Annotated in this window: 16 protein-coding genes, 1 tRNA gene and 1 pseudogene; 6 read left to right on the top strand and 12 right to left on the bottom strand. The window is 55.3% G+C overall.

Going from position 1 to position 15,565, the window contains the following annotated elements:
• Window positions 1-35 precede the first annotated feature (35 nt).
• The 3 genes from ACI7MX_RS13515 to ACI7MX_RS13505 form a co-directional block, all read right to left on the bottom strand.
• The gene (locus ACI7MX_RS13515; protein ID WP_314486360.1) at window positions 36-926 is read right to left on the bottom strand and encodes a Ku protein; all 891 of its coding nucleotides are present in this window, start codon (window positions 924-926) and stop codon (window positions 36-38) included.
• Between the two features lie 10 nt (window positions 927-936).
• On the bottom strand, window positions 937-3,429 hold the full coding sequence (ligD, locus tag ACI7MX_RS13510; RefSeq protein ID WP_405589078.1) for a DNA ligase D: 2,493 nt from the start codon (window positions 3,427-3,429) through the stop codon (window positions 937-939).
• A gap of 91 nt (window positions 3,430-3,520) precedes the next feature.
• Window positions 3,521-4,732, bottom strand: a complete 1,212-nt coding sequence (locus ACI7MX_RS13505; RefSeq protein ID WP_405589081.1) for a YeeE/YedE family protein — start codon at window positions 4,730-4,732, stop codon at window positions 3,521-3,523.
• Window positions 4,733-4,982: 250 nt separating this feature from the next.
• On the opposite strand from ACI7MX_RS13505, the gene ACI7MX_RS13500 reads away from it, so the two are divergent.
• Window positions 4,983-5,399: a cupin domain-containing protein gene (locus ACI7MX_RS13500; protein ID WP_314486355.1), complete on the top strand. Its 417-nt coding sequence runs from the start codon at window positions 4,983-4,985 to the stop codon at window positions 5,397-5,399.
• 158 nt (window positions 5,400-5,557) lie between these two features.
• On the top strand, window positions 5,558-6,184 hold the full coding sequence (locus ACI7MX_RS13495; protein WP_314486353.1) for a hypothetical protein: 627 nt from the start codon (window positions 5,558-5,560) through the stop codon (window positions 6,182-6,184).
• Between the two features lie 34 nt (window positions 6,185-6,218).
• On the opposite strand, the gene ACI7MX_RS13490 is transcribed toward ACI7MX_RS13495, so the two are convergent.
• From ACI7MX_RS13490 to ACI7MX_RS13460, 7 genes and pseudogenes are all read right to left on the bottom strand, one after another.
• Window positions 6,219-6,836 carry a DUF2931 family protein gene (locus ACI7MX_RS13490; protein WP_405589084.1) on the bottom strand — a complete coding sequence of 206 codons (618 nt, stop codon included), beginning with the start codon at window positions 6,834-6,836 and terminating at the stop codon, window positions 6,219-6,221.
• A 121-nt stretch (window positions 6,837-6,957) separates the two neighbouring features.
• Window positions 6,958-7,620 carry a DUF2931 family protein gene (locus ACI7MX_RS13485; RefSeq protein WP_405589087.1) on the bottom strand — a complete coding sequence of 221 codons (663 nt, stop codon included), beginning with the start codon at window positions 7,618-7,620 and terminating at the stop codon, window positions 6,958-6,960.
• A 5-nt stretch (window positions 7,621-7,625) separates the two neighbouring features.
• Entirely contained in the window at window positions 7,626-9,233 is a 1,608-nt protein-coding gene (locus ACI7MX_RS13480) for a T6SS phospholipase effector Tle1-like catalytic domain-containing protein (protein ID WP_405589090.1), read from the bottom strand.
• A 276-nt stretch (window positions 9,234-9,509) separates the two neighbouring features.
• Entirely contained in the window at window positions 9,510-9,815 is a 306-nt protein-coding gene (locus ACI7MX_RS13475; protein WP_405589093.1) for a DUF6482 family protein, read from the bottom strand.
• A 14-nt stretch (window positions 9,816-9,829) separates the two neighbouring features.
• On the bottom strand, window positions 9,830-10,540 hold the full coding sequence (locus ACI7MX_RS13470; RefSeq protein ID WP_405589096.1) for an SDR family NAD(P)-dependent oxidoreductase: 711 nt from the start codon (window positions 10,538-10,540) through the stop codon (window positions 9,830-9,832).
• A complete protein-coding gene (locus ACI7MX_RS13465) occupies window positions 10,537-11,079 on the bottom strand; it encodes a DUF3833 domain-containing protein (RefSeq protein ID WP_405589098.1) in 543 nt (180 codons plus the stop codon). Before ACI7MX_RS13465 ends, ACI7MX_RS13470 begins: the two co-directional genes overlap by 4 nt.
• Before the next feature lie 78 nt (window positions 11,080-11,157).
• Window positions 11,158-11,259, bottom strand: a pseudogene (locus tag ACI7MX_RS13460) (GTP cyclohydrolase I FolE); the annotation flags it as partial.
• Window positions 11,260-11,356: 97 nt separating this feature from the next.
• Between ACI7MX_RS13460 and ACI7MX_RS13455 the strand changes: the two are divergent.
• Entirely contained in the window at window positions 11,357-11,941 is a 585-nt protein-coding gene (locus ACI7MX_RS13455; protein WP_314486340.1) for a hypothetical protein, read from the top strand.
• A 35-nt stretch (window positions 11,942-11,976) separates the two neighbouring features.
• On the opposite strand, the gene ACI7MX_RS13450 is transcribed toward ACI7MX_RS13455, so the two are convergent.
• Window positions 11,977-13,377 (bottom strand): PLP-dependent aminotransferase family protein, encoded by a 1,401-nt coding sequence (locus tag ACI7MX_RS13450; RefSeq protein ID WP_314486337.1) that lies wholly within the window; start codon window positions 13,375-13,377, stop codon window positions 11,977-11,979.
• An 87-nt stretch (window positions 13,378-13,464) separates the two neighbouring features.
• Here ACI7MX_RS13450 and ACI7MX_RS13445 point away from each other — a divergent pair, with 87 nt between their 5' ends.
• Genes ACI7MX_RS13445 through ACI7MX_RS13435 form a run of 3 tightly spaced genes read left to right on the top strand, consistent with a single transcriptional unit; the run spans window position 13,465 to window position 14,988 of the window.
• Window positions 13,465-13,911 carry a GNAT family N-acetyltransferase gene (locus ACI7MX_RS13445; protein WP_405589102.1) on the top strand — a complete coding sequence of 149 codons (447 nt, stop codon included), beginning with the start codon at window positions 13,465-13,467 and terminating at the stop codon, window positions 13,909-13,911.
• On the top strand, window positions 13,908-14,528 hold the full coding sequence (locus ACI7MX_RS13440; protein ID WP_405589105.1) for an FMN-dependent NADH-azoreductase: 621 nt from the start codon (window positions 13,908-13,910) through the stop codon (window positions 14,526-14,528). The genes ACI7MX_RS13445 and ACI7MX_RS13440 overlap by 4 nt, the downstream gene beginning before the upstream one ends.
• A gap of 28 nt (window positions 14,529-14,556) precedes the next feature.
• Window positions 14,557-14,988, top strand: coding sequence for a carboxymuconolactone decarboxylase family protein (locus ACI7MX_RS13435; protein WP_405589108.1), 432 nt, complete (start codon window positions 14,557-14,559; stop codon window positions 14,986-14,988).
• 444 nt (window positions 14,989-15,432) lie between these two features.
• Here ACI7MX_RS13435 and ACI7MX_RS13430 read toward each other — a convergent pair.
• Window positions 15,433-15,508 (bottom strand) — tRNA-Lys (locus tag ACI7MX_RS13430).
• Window positions 15,509-15,565 lie beyond the last annotated feature (57 nt).

Here is a 15,565-nt window from a genome sequence, read left to right as displayed (position 1 = left end):
CGCAGGGCGGACTGGGCCGCCCTGCTCTTTTTAACTCAGGTGGCTTTTTTACGGGCTGGGCTGCGCCGTTTGGTGGCGGCCACCGGTTTTTTCTTGCTGGGTGCCGAGGTTTTCCCGGCTTCGCGGGCAGGCGATTTTTTACTGTTCAAACTTCTTTTCAGCAGCTCGGTCAAGTCAATCACATCAGCCGACTTCTGCTCATCCTCACTTGCGGGGGTCTCAACACTCTCGATCTTGCCTTCCCGGGCTTTGGTTTCAACCAGTTGCATAATCTGATCTTGAAACGTATCGACGTACTCCTCTGGCTGCCAATCGGCCGACATGTCCTTGACCAGTCGCTTGGCCATATCACGTTCACTTTTGTTGAGAGTGACCTCGGTAACTGCCTCGGTCAGCTCGAGCGTGTCCAGACTGCGCACCTCTGCTGGCCAACGCAGCAGAACCAGTACGAGCGCCGATTCAACCGGCATCACAGCCGCGAGATGTTGCGTGGTGCGAATGACGACATGAGCCAAGGCTACTTTGCCGGTGTCTATCAAAGTTTGTCGCAACAACGCATACACCTTCTCGCCTCGCTTCTGCGGCGCCAGGTAATAAGGCGTATCGATGTTCACCAAAGGGATTTGAGCACTGTCGACAAAGGCAAAAATATCAATGGTCTGTGTTGAATCGGGGTGCGCAGCGCGTATCTCTTCTTCGCTGATGACCACGTAACGGCCTTTTTCAAAGGCCACACCTTTAACGATATTTTCCTTGGTGACTTCCTTGCCGGTCGCTTTGTTGATGCGTTTGTAACCGACCGGGTCCATGCTGCGCTTGTCCAGCCAGTCGAAGTCCACACCTTGTTGCGAGGTGGCAGACACCAGCCCAACGGGGATGTGAACCAGTCCAAAGCTGATAGCGCCCTTCCACAGCGTTCTCATCATCACGACTCCCTTATTCGTCCAGACCGATGGTTTTACGCATGTTTTTGGTGATCATCTGCCGGGTCTTTGCGTAATCGGCCCAGGGGTCCTGTGACAGTGATGCCAGCCGTTTGGGCAACGTTTCAATCGTCCACGCATTGGCGCCCTTGATGTCGCTCAATTCGTCTTTGGCGATGGGCACCGACACCGGCAAGCCCTCCCGTGCCCGAGCGGAATAAGCATTAATGGTGGTTGAACCCTTTCCGTTACGCAGGTAATCGATAAAGATCTTACCCACTCGGTTTTTGGGCCCGGCCACCGCCGAAAAACGCCCTGGCATCAGTTGAGTCATATACTTCACCAATTCATGGGTGAAGGTTTTAACCGTGTCCCAACTGTCTCTGCGCGTCAGCGGCACCACGATATGCACGCCTTTGCCGCCGCTGGTTTTAATAAACGAAGTCAAACCCAGCTCATCGAGCAGGGTCAAGATCAGCTGAGTCGCTTCGACCATGCTTTTCCACGGCAAGGCCGGGTCCGGATCAAGATCGAGTACAAAGCGGTCGGGGCGCTCAAGTTCAGGCACTTTCGCGTTCCAGCTATGGAACTCCACCGTGTTCATCTGCACGGCTTCAAGCAGTACGTCCAGGTTGTTGAGAACAATCACCGACTCGCCCTTTTGCGACCCTTCACTGGCGAAGGCCAAACCATGGGCGTTTTTCTGAAAAAATAATTCTGCGGTGATGCCCTCAGGCGCTCGCACCAACGCTAAAGGACGTCCCTTGAGTGTAGGTAAAATCCAGTCCGCCACACTGATGTAGTAGTCCGCTAGCTGGCGTTTGGTCGCGCCACTGCTGGCATCAATGACCCGTTCTGGATGAGTGAGCTTGGGGTGATTGCCCGAAGGTGTGGGTTTGGCGACGTCGCGGGTGATATTTTTGACCGGCTTGTCATGGCGCAGCCCTTGAAAGACCGCATGGCGAACAGCGCCATCTTGAGTGATTCCGGCGTAGGCGATTTGCGCCAGTTGTTGCGGTTTTAACCAGTGAACCCCCTTTGCCTCAAACCCGCTAGGCGGGTTCACCACACTGGATTTTTTAATTTCCAGCAGTTTGAGGTGTTCATGCACCGCTTGCAGGGTCTTGCCATCGAATCCCGTTCCCACTTTGCCGGCATAGCGCAGCTCACCGCTGTCCTTGTCATGCAGCCCCAGCAGTAAAGCTCCGAAATACTTACGACTACCTTTCGGCTCGGTGAAGCCCACCACAACGAACTCCTGCCCTTGCTTGCATTTGAGCTTGATCCAGTCGTCCGAACGCTTGGACACATAAAGGCTGCCCACGCGCTTGCCGATCAAGCCTTCCATATTCATTTGGCAGGCACTGCGCAGCAGGCTGGCGGCATCTTCGGCGAATTCGTCGGAATACCGCAGGGCCGTATTTTTAGAGTTTTTGAGCACCTTTTTCAGCGCTGACCGACGCGCTTGCAACGCCACGTTGCGCAGGTCTGCACCATTGAGATAAGGCATGTCGAAGAGATAAAAGATGATGTCGCTGCTTTTATCCGCGTCGAAGGCATTTTGAAGCTGTTGGAAATTGGGGACGCCCTGGCTGTCGAGCACCACCACTTCACCGTCGAGCCAGGCTGACTCCAACTTCAACGTCGCGATGGCCTTGGCCAGTTCGGGCAACTTAGCAGTCCAGTCATGGCCATTACGGGTGAACAGCTTGACCTCACCTTTATCGACCCGGGCCAACATGCGATAACCGTCAAATTTGATTTCGTATAGCCAGTCGCCAGCGGGCGGGTGTTCGACCAGCGTCGCCAGTTCAGGTTTCAGGCTGGCAGGCTGCGGGCCGGCTGTGGCGCCTGTCAGTTGCTCTGTTGCGAGGGGCTTGGCAGGTTTTGGCGCAGGTTTGCTGGCCTTTTTTTTGTTCTGTGTAACCGCCGCCTTGGGCTTTTTCTCGCCAAGGGTGCGGTCGCTGAGCACTGAATCTGGCATGGCGTGGGTCACGTCAAATTCAGATTCCGGCCTGGCCGCATCGTCCTGATGTTTGATCAAAAACCACAGTTGTTTTTTGCCCTCCTGGTTAGAGCGCACGAGATTCCAGATGCCCTGAAGTTTTTCGCCCTCCAGCTCAAATTTAAGCCGGCCTTTTTTAAGCAGCGCCACCGGATCACCGATAGGCTTCCACACACCGCGATCCCAGACAATGACATCGCCCGCGCCATAATGCCCCTCGGGGATATGCCCCTCGAAAGAAGCGTAATCCAGCGGGTGGTCTTCAACTTCCACAGCCAGACGTTTGACGTGAGGGTCAAGACTCGGCCCTTTGGGTACCGCCCAGCTTTTGAGCGTGCCTTGCAGTTCAAGCCGGAAGTCATAGTGCAGATGGCTCGCATCATGCTTCTGGATGCAGAACTGCAGGGCATGCCCAGATGATTTTTTCTTGATCGCGCCGGACGGCTCAGGAGTTGCCGAAAAATTGCGCTTCTTTTGGTAGTCGTCCAGAGCGTCAGTCATATGCAATCCTCACGTTGTAAGCGTGTGAGGGTCACAACGGGGCAGGAGTTCCTTCTATTTCACCACCGTTTTAAAAGGTTATTACCTGTTCTCAGCAGCCACCTAATACCAGTTTCTTTCGCTCCGGCCCAAAGAAGAAAGGTCGCAGGCGCACACCCACGCTGTTGCCGATAAATGCAGCCACCAACCACACCCAGCCATGCAGGCTGCCTGAAGCGATGCCACTGAAGTACGCACCAATGTTGCAGCCGTAGGCCAAGCGAGAACCATAGCCCAGTAGCAACCCACCGATCACCGCTGCGACCAGCGAGCGGGTGGGGATCTTCAGGCTGGGGGCGAAACGTCCGGCCAGCCCGGCGGCCAATAGCGCGCCCAGCACGATACCGATATCCATGACGCTGGTGATGTCTTCCCAAACAGGTGCCGCCAGGGCCTTGGCATTGCCCGGCATCTGCCAGAAACCCCAACTGGCGACATCGACGCCCAGACCACTTGCCGCCTTGGCGCCCCACAGTGCAAACGCCGAAGTAATGCCCCACGGCCGACCGGCCAGCGCCAGCGTGGCGTAGTTGAGCAACGCCAGACCGATCGCCCCCCACACCAGCGGCCACGGCCCGCGCAAGAAACGGCGCACACCCTGATATTCACTGGTCACACCCGCTTCAAGCGTGCCATGACGCGCTTTTTCCAGCCGCACGGTCACCGCCGCAATGATCGCAAACACGGCCAGGCTCATCAGCAAGGCCGGCACGACGCCCAGCGTTTGGACAATGGACGTTGCCGGGAACGAGGGCAATGCGAACCACCAGTCGACGTGGTGAGTGGCAATCAACGACCCACAGATAAAAAAGAACAGCGTCACCAGCATGCGCGCATTGCCCCCGCCCACGGTGAACAGCGTGCCGGAGGCACACCCGCCGCCGAGTTGCATGCCAATGCCGAAAATAAATGCACCGAACAATACCGACACCCCAACCGGAGCAACCAGCCCGACCACCGGCTGGCCGAACAAGGTGCCCGCCCCCAGTGCGGGGAAGAACAGCACCACCGCCACCGCCAGCATCACCATTTGTGCACGCAAACCGGCGCCCCGGCGATCATTGATAAATACCCGCCAGGCCGAGGTAAAACCAAAGGCCGCGTGATACAGCGTCAAGCCCAGCGCGGCGCCGACGATCAACAACAGTACTTGGCGCGAGCCGACGCTGTTTTGCAGAAACACAGCGCCCAGCAACAGAAGAACAAAAGCCAGCCAGGGCGCGAAGGATTTGCGCTCTGGTGACAGAGAAAGAGAACGGCTCATGAAGAATCCCGGTACGGTTGATTGAGGTAACAGCGAAAGTGCGCAGTATACCGATGAGCGAAGCAATCAGAGCGCTTGCAGAGCCTTGCGATGTGACCGTGCAACATGGGCAGGCACGGCCAGGAAGAAAACATCGGCGGCGCTGACGTAGTACTCACCCAGGTTGATCTCGCAGAACCCAGCGACGCTCAGGGGGTCATACCTGAAATTTCAGCTTTACTCTGCTGCACTTCACCTTAGGAGCACGCTTATGAAAATCACTCGTGTCGGTTCGACGCCTTCGCAAAAAGGCCCCGCCGACTGGTTCACCGGCCACGTGCGCATCGACAGTCCTTTTCAGGGCGAAGAACCGGCACGTATTGCCGGCGCTATCGTCACTTTCGAGCCGGGTGCACGTACTAACTGGCACACGCACCCTCTGGGTCAGACGCTGATTGTGACTCAAGGCAAAGGCTGGACCCAATGTGAGGGTGGCCCAAAAGTGGAAATTGCGGCGGGTGACATCATTTGGTGCCCCTGCAAGCGACGTCATTGGCATGGCGCCACGGCAACCACCGCCATGACTCACATCGCTATTACCGAGTACCTCGACGGCAAGAATGTCGACTGGCTGGAGCCCGTCAGTGATGACGAGTACCTGGCTGACGTTTCTCAAGACCGTTCGTAATAGCGGATTGTGAGTGCGAACTCCGGGGAGAGGATGCAAGTCACGCCCCGGAGTCGCAGTAACCTTGTGTGTCAGCCAGCAGAACAAAACTTAAAGAAATAGCCTTCCGCGCCGATAGAGCCTTCCAAGTTACTCACCCTTAACAATGGAAGGTATTGATGGCCACCGCCAAGGAAAAGCAAGCTAACGCTCGCACCATGTGTTTACTGGTCGGGTTTGTTGTATTTATCCCCTTGATGATTATTTCGTTTTTGCGGTATCAAACATTCAAAACCACCTACACCGAGAACGAATACTCGCAACGCATTTTCGATATTGGCAACTTGGCCCCAGCCTTCATCACCGCCGGATCATTTCTGTTGCTGGCCTATATCGTGTGTGCGTATTCATTCGGCTCCCCCATAGGCTATGTACTTGGCCCTATTGCCTTGATCGGCACCGGGCTGATCTGCGTAAAAATTGCCCAATCCATCGCCGCCACCTATTTCGGTGTCTTCGTGGACGCCTTCAACAATCGCGTACTGTTACCCAAAGACATGGCCAACTACTCAGTCAGTGATTACTTCAACCTGAAATTCATCACTGACTTGGGCACTTTGGAACAAGTGCCTCTGGACCAAATCAGAAAGATCACCCGACAAGGTGGTAAACAGCTGTTTATCCACGGCCGATTTGGCTCTCGCGGCATGAGCTTTTCAAACAAACAGAAACGTGATGAATGCATTTCTGCCATTGAAGAGGCGGCCCGAGTGTCCGCGTCGCTTGAGTTTGAAGACGCGGCTTAAACCTACAGGGTGCGGGGTCTACCTGATGGGCACATTACCAACTGCCATAGGGAATGCCCCAGCGCTCGACGTAGCGTTTGGAGTTTTCGTCGATGGGGTAAGCGTAACGTCCTTGATTTCGCCCTTGATCAGGACCTAGCGGCTCCACCTGAGCCTGACCTTGGTCGACCAAAACAAAGTTCGAACAATTATCCTGCACCCAAACCCGAATCACCCCGCCTGGCGCCAAGCCTAAAGTAAGTGATGCGTAATAACTGGCTTGCTGCTCAGGCCAGGCAGGGCATCGGCGGGCTGTAGAGCCACGCATGATGCTACGAGCGTTTTCAGAGATATTGACCCAACCGCTGTAGGTAGTTTGTTCAATGATGGACTGCCATCGTACGTAAACAAGTTTGGGTAGATCTGCTCCGGTCATGGTGTAGACATTACCTATTTCGTGCTCCCAACCTCTCGCATACTCCTTATCCAACGCTTGGTTGTTAGCACCCAACCCACCGCCACTCGGCCCTCTGATTAATCGTCCTTGGATGTCTGCAACGGTGATTTGCTCAATCCAGCCCTGCATGAAAGATGGCCCTACAAAGTCAATGCTCCAGGTATCGCTTTTAGGGTCGTCAGCCCCGGACAGCGGGTCGTTTTTGCAGGCAGACATTATCAATAGGCTCACCAACAAGAGAGCTGTTTGGAGTCGTTTCATCACGCTACCTTTGTTCGCACATGGGAAATGATGGGGGTCAAGGTATAAGCAGTGAGCAGATGCCCTGATGGGCACATCACCAACTGCCATAAGGAATGCCCCAGCGCTCAACGTAGCGTTTGGCGTTTTCGTCGATGGGGTGAGCGTAACGTCCTTGATTTTTACCTTGATACGGGCCTAACGGTTCAACCTCTGCCTGTGCGCGTGCGATCTTATGAGGAAGAATGCAGTGATCCTCTACCCAGACTCCAATAACCCCCCCAGGAGCAACCCCCACGTTGATCGAGGCCAGCGTATTCAGTGGGCGACCAGGAAATTTCGTGCATTTCCGTCGCACAGAGTCGTACATCATTCTGCGAGCTTCCTCGGGAATTTCGATCCAGCCCTTATAGGTCTTTTGCTCAATGATGGACTGCCAGCGCACGTAAATACGTTTTGGCAAATCAGCGCCACTCATCGTATAAACATCCCACCCACCATCCCTGTACCAACCTCTTGCAACTTCTTGTTCAATGTGTTCATCGCCCGTTCCGAGCAAGCCCCTTGGGCCAACAGATCGCCTACCTTGAGCATCCTCAGCAACGACCAGCTCAACCCAACCCTGCATATAAGGCGGACTGAACACAATAAGACTCCAGTCTTTACTCGGCACAGAGCTATTACTGAGAAAGGAGTCGTTTTTGCAGGCGGTCAGGACTAACAGACTGAGCAGTAAAAATACTGTTTTAAGTGGTTTCATAATGCTCACGTTGTTCGCACATGGGGATGGCGAACGCGTATTCCGTTCTCCATGGGGGAGTTGATATAAAGCAGCGTGATGGCTTTGCCTCTGGCTTTGGCCAAGGGATGGTTCCAATGGGCTGAGGTGTGAATATAGCGGCGTCGCAACAGCCTTTCTTCTGTCGGTGTAACGGTGTAATCACCCGCAACAAACCGTTCACACAGTGGCTCAAGCTCCTCGGGTATCAGATACTCAGGTTTATCTTCGATATCTTTTAACGGTACTTTCTTGGCCTTGGCCAACGCATGCATTACTCGAAAATACACCAGAGATAATTCACCTCGCACTTCCCTTCTTATTTGCAAGCCCGCATAAACCCGTTTTCGTGGCGGGGCCATACGGTCCTCACTGTCTGGGGGGAGTCGCTCTGCCTTGGGTGTCACTATATGCAGCGCATCCGCAGGCCAGCCCTCGGCGATCCAGCGTGCTTTAGCTTCCACGGCATCACGATAAATCGATGTGTCGGTGACGTCCTGATCCAGCGTTACCTCAAGCGCTTGCAGAGGCGTGACCATCAGCTCTTCTTCCAACAGTGCTCGATAGCCCCCGCCGATGTCCGAGTGCACGCCCGGCAACGTTATATCGAGATGGTCGGGGCCAACTTCACTTAATGCTAAGTTAAAGCGCTTTTCATCACGGGCGACCAATTGCACCACGTTATTAATCCGGTTCGGCCTTAAGTACAGTTGCAGAAGAGGAATATGCTTGCTGCTTAAATTGCCCAGGTTGTCCCACCCCACAATGGAGGCGACAGTATCAAACAGGCCGACAAACCCCAGCTGAACATCGGTATAAGGCGCATAACAAGCACTGAATTTAAGCTGGGAGCGGTCCATGAGTTCACGCCAATACCCCTGAGTACCACTGGTAACTTGGTTAACAAAGTGACGAGCAGCGGCTGCACCCCGGCTAAAACCAAACACATCAAAGGTCACAGCGCTGATCTCGGCGTCCGGATATAAACGGGGAAGGTCTTGTAACCATTTGAGCATTTGCTGAAACATTTTACCCACCCGCTCCTCGACTCCGGTTTCGCCGCGCCCCGTACCCGAACCGATCCAGCTGTCCTCCTCACCGCGTACTGTGCCAATGCCATCCATGTAAAACCTACGCTGTAAGCTTTTGTTCTTGCCACTACCATTCAATTTCTTATCGGATTCATAAAGCGACGATAACAGCGCCACATTACTCAAATCGTTCCCATAACTGCTCTCGGGATCAGCCATATACGCTTTGCAACTACCGTCCAGGTCCTCCGCCCGCACAGGGTGATGGGCCCCGCAACGTTTGCCGTCGAAGGTATTACTGGCGTTGTTGCCGGTGCCGTCGAAGAACACACCGATGCGCAAGCGCAGATCGAACTTTTTGGCGCGCTCTTCGCGCTGTTTTTGCTCGTAATAGTCAAAGCACTTTTGGTGGCTGGCCGCATCGGCCGCCATGACAGGGTCATAGCTGCGGTTTATAACCTCTTGATCAGCCATTTCTTTGGCGGTCATGTCGTCGAGGTATTTATAGCCCCCCTCCCCCCCTACATGGCGCCAAATTTTGCGGGGTGCATTTTTATTAGCCATGCGCGTCCTTTAGCCGCCGTAAAAGCCTGAACTCTAGGTAAGTGACGCGAAAAGTTATGTAGGAGCGAACTAATAGATTACGAAAGATGAAGACTGTTTTGTCGTAGGACATACCACAGGCTGTAAGCTTTTAACGCCACCCGGGTGCGGTGCTTGATCGGAGCTGTGCTAATCATCGAGCACCGGTAACGACGCTCGGTTTAAAGACAACTGAATGCACAGCACCAGGAACAATTGCCGAGTAACATTCATTCAGTGCAGCTCGGCGACTCCGATTCATAAGGGTGTAGTGAGCGAAAAAGGAATACGCATGTCTTCCACAGGCGCTGTATCCCGGCCGCACATTTCGTCGTGCACGCAGTGCTGCACTAATACGCAAGGAAATGCCGGCACAGTCTGCAGCAAGTCACGCAGTTGGGTGATCGAACGCAAGTGCATCGGCTTGGCCGTATCGTCAAGCAAGGTGAACAGGCCGTCATCCAGTCGGATCCGTGCTACATAAAAACCTCCTTCGAGAGACAGAAGCTCCAGCTCCTGAATTTCGCTATTAGTCGCACGCTCCATTAGGGCCTTCAGGTTCATGCTTCACTCCTTGCCTACCAGGGTAGGCGTTCTCCATCGTAGGCAAAGAAATGGCCGCTGTCGGCCGGCGTCAACTGGTCAATCAAGGTCAGTAATTGGTCAGCGGCAACGTCTGCCGGTCGGGCGTTGGAGGCGCCGCGGAAAGGTTGCGACAACCCGGACACAACCGTGCCGGGGTGCAGACTGAGCAAGCGGCTCTGCGGGCAAGTGCGCGCCAGCTCGATGGCGGCGGTCTTGATCAGCATGTTCAGCGCAGCCTTGGAGGCGCGATAGGCGTACCAGCCGCCCAAACGGTTGTCGCCAATGCTCCCGACCTTAGCCGACAGCATCGCCATCGCTCCCTTGGGGTCGAGCAGCGGCAGAAAGTGGCGCAACACCAATGCGGGTCCCAGTGTGTTCACTTGAAATACAGCCTGCAGCGCCTCCTGCTCGATCGCGCTGAAGCTTTTTTCCGGTTTGATCCGGTCGCGGTGGAGCAGGCCGGCAGCGTGTACGATCAGTTGATACGGCGCTTCGGTTGCCAGTTCGGTGGCGGCGCTGGCAATCGTTTCGGGTCGTTCAAGGTCCAGCTCGGGAAGGGTATGACGCCCCAGCTCGCGAACCCCGGCGCAGCGCGGATCCTGTTTGAGTTGTTCGCAAAAAGCCGTGCCGAGGGCGCCACTGGCGCCGATCACCAGCGCGCGATAACCGTCGCCCAGCGAAGCCATGGTCCATGCGCGGTTCATTGGCTCTCTCCGCCGCTCTGGCGCCGGAAGAACAACGTCACCTGGCCGACCTCTACCCCGAACTTGGACATGCTCGTGCGGTTGATCAACGTGTCCTCGTCCATCAAATACATCCAGTCGTCCATGCTCATTTCATAGGTAGAGTCGTCGACCGGCAGGTTCAGGCGATAACGCCAGTGCAACGTGTTTCCCGCGACTTGGCCTTCGGCGACACCCACCACATCATCCGCGCGACCGCTCCAGCGCCCTTGGCCCTCGGGCGTGAGGGTCCAGACGCGGCGCTGGCGGGTACCGTCGCTGTACACGAAGCGCTCGTCGAGAATCAGGTTGTTGCCCTCGTGACGGCTAACAATATTGACCTCGAAACGCTTGGCCACCTCACCGTTGCGCTTCTGAAACATGCCCCAGGCTTTGACGGGCTGGCTGAAAAAATGCTCCAGATTCAATGCCGGTTGCTGATCCGCATATCGGGCGACATCCACACTGGCGCAGCTCGCCACGCCGAGTACCAGTGCCAGTAACAGCAGAAATCGTGTCATTGCCATACTCCCCAAGTACCCAGACGATGGGTTAAGTGTCGACCCATGAAGTTATACAGCTTGCATAGTATGTATAGGTTATCGGCGCCTAATGAGCTGAAGGAATTCCTGCAGAGTTGTCGAACTATCACGCAATGCGCCCATCATGACGGAGGATGTCATGACCGGATTCTGTTTCTCTTTAACCTGAGAGACAGTACGGTGGGGTTGCCTTCAAGGCTGGCACGACCCAGATTACGCACAAGGATGTAACTTCTGACTTTCCAAGGTGGAATAGATGTTGAACAAAGCCCTGAAACGCAACACCCTCCTCGCCCTTCTCTCTGCTGCCTTGGCCCCCGTGATCATGGCTGCCACACCTGAAATGCCCAAGGGAATGACGGTCAAAGAGCTCATGCCCAGCGAACCCTTCCCATCGACTTACCCCGGATTTGAAAGTCAGAAAAGCAAGTTTCCGGCGCAACTTGAAGGCAGTGGCGAGTTCGAGGTCACGCGTATTGCAAGCGTCTGCGCCGATCCAGATAACCCGATCAACTTCGCGATGGAAGCTGAGCATTTCATTCGAATGGATAACAAGCCGGTGGCCGCCATTCTTGAAAAACGCAACATCGATTGGGAGATGTGTGACGCCTCGGTGGTTGGCCAAAAACTCAGGGTGGTTCGTTTGCAGCTCTTGGGCATGGGCTGTGGCTTTCCTTTTGTGGGCCAACAAAAGATCCCTGCTGACCAGATCAGTCAACATGCCTGCTTTTACTTGCCCGTGGTTGAGTACAACGGCAAGGAGCAACTGATGGCCAGCGATGCGCTGCAAGGCTTCGAGGGTTTTGCTATCGAGCGTCTGAGTGCTTATTTGAATAAGTAAAGACCAGCACATTGATCGACGCGGCCCAGACATGCCTACATGATTTGAGCCAATCGAAGTGCCACAACCGACGCCTGTTCGGCGCTGATAATATTCGTGAAGCCGAGTACCAGCCCATGCCTGGGCTTGCCTTCCAAGTACCACTGTGAAAGCGGTTCAACAGCGATGCCAATGGCATGGGCACGCTGAGCGAGCTCAATATCATCACCTTCGCAAAGGCCTGCGACCAGATGCATACCGCCCAATTGAGGGTTGATCTTCAAGCGGTCGCCGAATTGTTGATGCAGTGCATCGACCAACCATTGCCGGCGGCGCGCGTAAAGGGTTCGCATTTTCTTTAAATGCCGACCGAAATGCCCCTCGTTGAGAAAAACGCTGACAGTCGCCTGAAGCAGGTGGGGACAGTGGTTGTGCAGACGATCCGCCTGACGGGCGAATGCTTGGCTCTGTTCGGCTGGCACAACCAGGTAGGCCAAACGCAGGCCTGGAAACAGTACCTTGCTGAAAGTGCCGGTATAAAGTACGCGGCCCTGCTGGTCGAGGCTCTTGAGGGCTGGCAAGGGCTTGCCTTGATAGCGGTATTCACTGTCGTAATCGTCCTCAATAATCCAGCTACCCTGGCAGTTGGCCCAGTCCAGCAATGCCAAACGGCGCGGCAGTGATAGCGATACGCCCAGCGGGCTCTGGTGGGTCGGAGTGACCACTGCGAAGCCGGCATGCGGAGCACGGGCTATACCTTGCGCGACATCCAGGCCCTGATCGTCTACAGGAACCGGCACCAACTGTGCGCCAGCTTCCAGTAGGGCGTTCCTGGCCATGAAGTAGCCGGGCTCTTCAAACCAGCACGTATCGCCCTGGCGCATTAACGTGTGGCTAATCAGGTCGAGGCAGGCGCGATAGCCGGCGCACACAAAAACCTGATCCGGGTGGCAGGCGATACCCCTCGAAATCCCCAGATAGGACGCGATGGCTGAGCGCAACGGTGCATAGCCTTGCGGGTCCGGGTAGACGAGGCCTTCGAGCCCAGTCTGGCGCAGCTGACGACCCGCTAATCGTGTCCAGAGCTTGCGGGGAAAAGCATCAAGTGCGGGAAGCCCCATCTGCAGTGCAAGCGGCAGCGTCCCGGAATGGGTGGCTTGGTACGTCGGCGAAGCAACCGGGGCGCGAAGTGTTGTCGCGGGAACGGGCGCCAGTTGTGGTGTGACAAACGTCCCGGCTGCCCCGCGAGCAATCAGGTAGCCCTCGCCAATCAGTAACTGATAGGCGGCTTCCACAGTACCGCGCGCCAGATTCAACTCCGCCGCCAGCGCGCGAACTGCAGGTACCCGATCCCCTGGGCGCAGGCGGCCGTCAGCGATGGATTCACGAAATCGCTGATAAAGCTGGCGATAGATCGGCGCAGGCTGGCTATGGTCCAACTGGAAGGAAACGATCATGGCCTAGTCATTTATGCATTTTTTGGCCCTGTAGTTTAGGCCATTACGCCCCTAAAGTGGCCCATCTCTCTTCAACGGACGACGGATATGCCTAACACGCTTCAACATCTCGAGAGCGAGGAAGCCTTTCAGGCCAGTTTCGACCTCATGCGCGTCTTGCGGCCCCATGTCGCCAAACCGGCTACCTATGTGGCGCAATTGGCTCGGCAGACTGAGCAGGGCTACCGTCTGCTAGCCGCATGGGGCGGTGAGCACATCGTCGGCCTGATCGGTTACCGCGAGCTGGAAAACCTGCTCTACGGGCGCTTCATCTACGTCGATGATCTAGTGGTGAGTCCCGACTTTCAAGGCAAAGGCCTGGGAGAGCGGCTGTTGACCGCTGTTCGCGATGAAGCCGTGCAACGCGACTGTGATCACTTTGTACTGGATACCGGATTGCATATGCCGTTGGCCCAGCGCTTCTATTTTCGCCAGGGGCTACTGGCTCGTGGCATGCATTTCACCGAGAGCCTACGGGCAGGGAGCCTGGCATGAACAATGTCCTGCTGATCAACGCCAGCCCGTGTGGGCAGGACTCCCATGCGAACCAGTTGGCACTTGAGTTGGTGACATCCCTGCGGTACCGGCATCCGAGACTTGAACTGGTTGAGCGCGACCTGGGGGCGGATCCGTTGCCACCGCTTGGTATGGACTACGCCCAGGCTCTGACCACTGTCACGCCTTTCGACTCGCCGGTGTTTGAGTGTTCCGAAGTGCTGATCGGCGAGTTGGAACGCAGCGATATCCTGCTCATTGCCACCCCGATGCACAACTTCACGCTCCCCGCCGCGCTCAAGCTCTGGATCGATTACGTTCTACGCATTCACCGTACATTCAGTACACAGTCAGAGGGCAAGGCCGGTCTGCTGAAGGACCGCGCTGTGTACGTATTGGTTGGTTCAGGTGGCTTTCACCAGGGCGAGCGGGCAAGCCAACCGGATTTTCTAACGCCTTACCTCAGCCAGGCGCTCAACACCCTCGGCTTGTTCAACCTGAAATTCACGTACCTCCAGGGTTTGGTGTTCGGTGAAGAGGCGGTCCGGGCAACGGTAAAAGATGCCCGAACCCTACTGTCACTGGATCCACTGTTCAACAACCTCGTTGAAGTCTAATCACTTTTTCTACACAGGATTTTTCACCATGAGCCAACTTAGGCTGCCATTTCCTTCCCTATCGCCTGCAGCCTACCAAGGCCTGCTCGCCACCAATACGGCGCTGGCCACAAGTGCGTTAGGCTTGCCGCTGCTTGAACTGGTGTATTTGCGTATCTCGCAGATCAACGGCTGTGCTTTTTGCCTGGGCAAGCATTCGCAGACCCTACGCGAATGTGAGGTGCCGCAAGAGAAGCTGGATTGTCTTGCAGGCTGGCGAATCAGCGAACTCTTTAACGAGCGCGAACGCGCTGCGCTGGCATGGGTCGAGACACTCACCTACATCAGCGAGAAAGGTGCGCCAGATGAGTTATACGATCCTTTGAAAACGCACTTCTCCGACGCTGAGATTTCCGATCTGACTTTAGCAGCAGCCTTGATGAATGCCTTTAACCGGCTGGCGGTGGGTATGAATCTCTAAGAGAGAGAGGGCCGCCTGTTGTAATGGCATGAGCCGCATCATCGCCTTTGAACGGCGTGTAAATGACCAACTCCGGCCGTCATCTCCCCCTCCACGCCTGAGGCGCATATATATAGAGTTTGAGACGACCCCACTGCTGCATAAACATGCAGCAGACTCAAAGCTGCTGACCGAAGTTCAGCGTTTGCCATCAGAACGCTACTCGCTGGATCAGGCAATCCTCCCTTCGGTACTGGACTCCGTCACGAAATTTATAGGGATGCCTTGGGCCCTGGTTGCAAGAACTGAGCTTGCCGACACCTTCAAATGCAGATGAAATTTCAGAGCCTTAAGCTCTTCACGCTCAGTATATGAAAAGTGTCAAACCGCCCGCCTCACTAAACCCAAGGCACAAAAAAGCCGGTAAATCCTAAGGATTTGACCGGCTGTTTTGGTGTAGCGATATGGTGGGTCGTGTGGGATTCGAACCTACGACCAATTGGTTAAAAGCCAACTGCTCTACCAACTGAGCTAACGACCCGCTTCGTTGTGGGGCGTATAATACTGATTTTTAAGGATAATTCAACACTTTGTTGGA

Origin of the sequence: Pseudomonas sp. 2024-210, assembly GCF_045062345.1 — a bacterium.
Classification (GTDB): Bacteria; Pseudomonadota; Gammaproteobacteria; order Pseudomonadales; family Pseudomonadaceae; genus Aquipseudomonas.
This window is presented reverse-complemented; position numbering and strand designations above follow the sequence as displayed.

Bases quoted from the DNA above. Each gene is read 5' to 3' on its own strand.
- ACI7MX_RS13485 (WP_405589087.1), bottom strand. From the start codon at position 7,620: ATGAAACCACTTAAAACAGTATTTTTACTGCTCAGTCTGTTAGTCCTG.
- ACI7MX_RS13445 (WP_405589102.1), top strand. From the start codon at position 13,465: ATGCCTAACACGCTTCAACATCTCGAGAGCGAGGAAGCCTTTCAGGCC.
- ACI7MX_RS13465 (WP_405589098.1), bottom strand. From the start codon at position 11,079: ATGACACGATTTCTGCTGTTACTGGCACTGGTACTCGGCGTGGCGAGC.
- ACI7MX_RS13495 (WP_314486353.1), top strand. From the start codon at position 5,558: ATGGCCACCGCCAAGGAAAAGCAAGCTAACGCTCGCACCATGTGTTTA.
- ACI7MX_RS13505 (WP_405589081.1), bottom strand. From the start codon at position 4,732: ATGAGCCGTTCTCTTTCTCTGTCACCAGAGCGCAAATCCTTCGCGCCC.
- ACI7MX_RS13515 (WP_314486360.1), bottom strand. From the start codon at position 926: ATGATGAGAACGCTGTGGAAGGGCGCTATCAGCTTTGGACTGGTTCAC.
- ACI7MX_RS13490 (WP_405589084.1), bottom strand. From the start codon at position 6,836: ATGTCTGCCTGCAAAAACGACCCGCTGTCCGGGGCTGACGACCCTAAA.
- ACI7MX_RS13440 (WP_405589105.1), top strand. From the start codon at position 13,908: ATGAACAATGTCCTGCTGATCAACGCCAGCCCGTGTGGGCAGGACTCC.
- ACI7MX_RS13470 (WP_405589096.1), bottom strand. From the start codon at position 10,540: ATGAACCGCGCATGGACCATGGCTTCGCTGGGCGACGGTTATCGCGCG.
- ACI7MX_RS13480 (WP_405589090.1), bottom strand. From the start codon at position 9,233: ATGGCTAATAAAAATGCACCCCGCAAAATTTGGCGCCATGTAGGGGGG.
- ACI7MX_RS13455 (WP_314486340.1), top strand. From the start codon at position 11,357: ATGTTGAACAAAGCCCTGAAACGCAACACCCTCCTCGCCCTTCTCTCT.
- ACI7MX_RS13450 (WP_314486337.1), bottom strand. From the start codon at position 13,377: ATGATCGTTTCCTTCCAGTTGGACCATAGCCAGCCTGCGCCGATCTAT.
- ACI7MX_RS13435 (WP_405589108.1), top strand. From the start codon at position 14,557: ATGAGCCAACTTAGGCTGCCATTTCCTTCCCTATCGCCTGCAGCCTAC.
- ACI7MX_RS13475 (WP_405589093.1), bottom strand. From the start codon at position 9,815: ATGAACCTGAAGGCCCTAATGGAGCGTGCGACTAATAGCGAAATTCAG.
- ACI7MX_RS13500 (WP_314486355.1), top strand. From the start codon at position 4,983: ATGAAAATCACTCGTGTCGGTTCGACGCCTTCGCAAAAAGGCCCCGCC.
- ligD (WP_405589078.1), bottom strand. From the start codon at position 3,429: ATGACTGACGCTCTGGACGACTACCAAAAGAAGCGCAATTTTTCGGCA.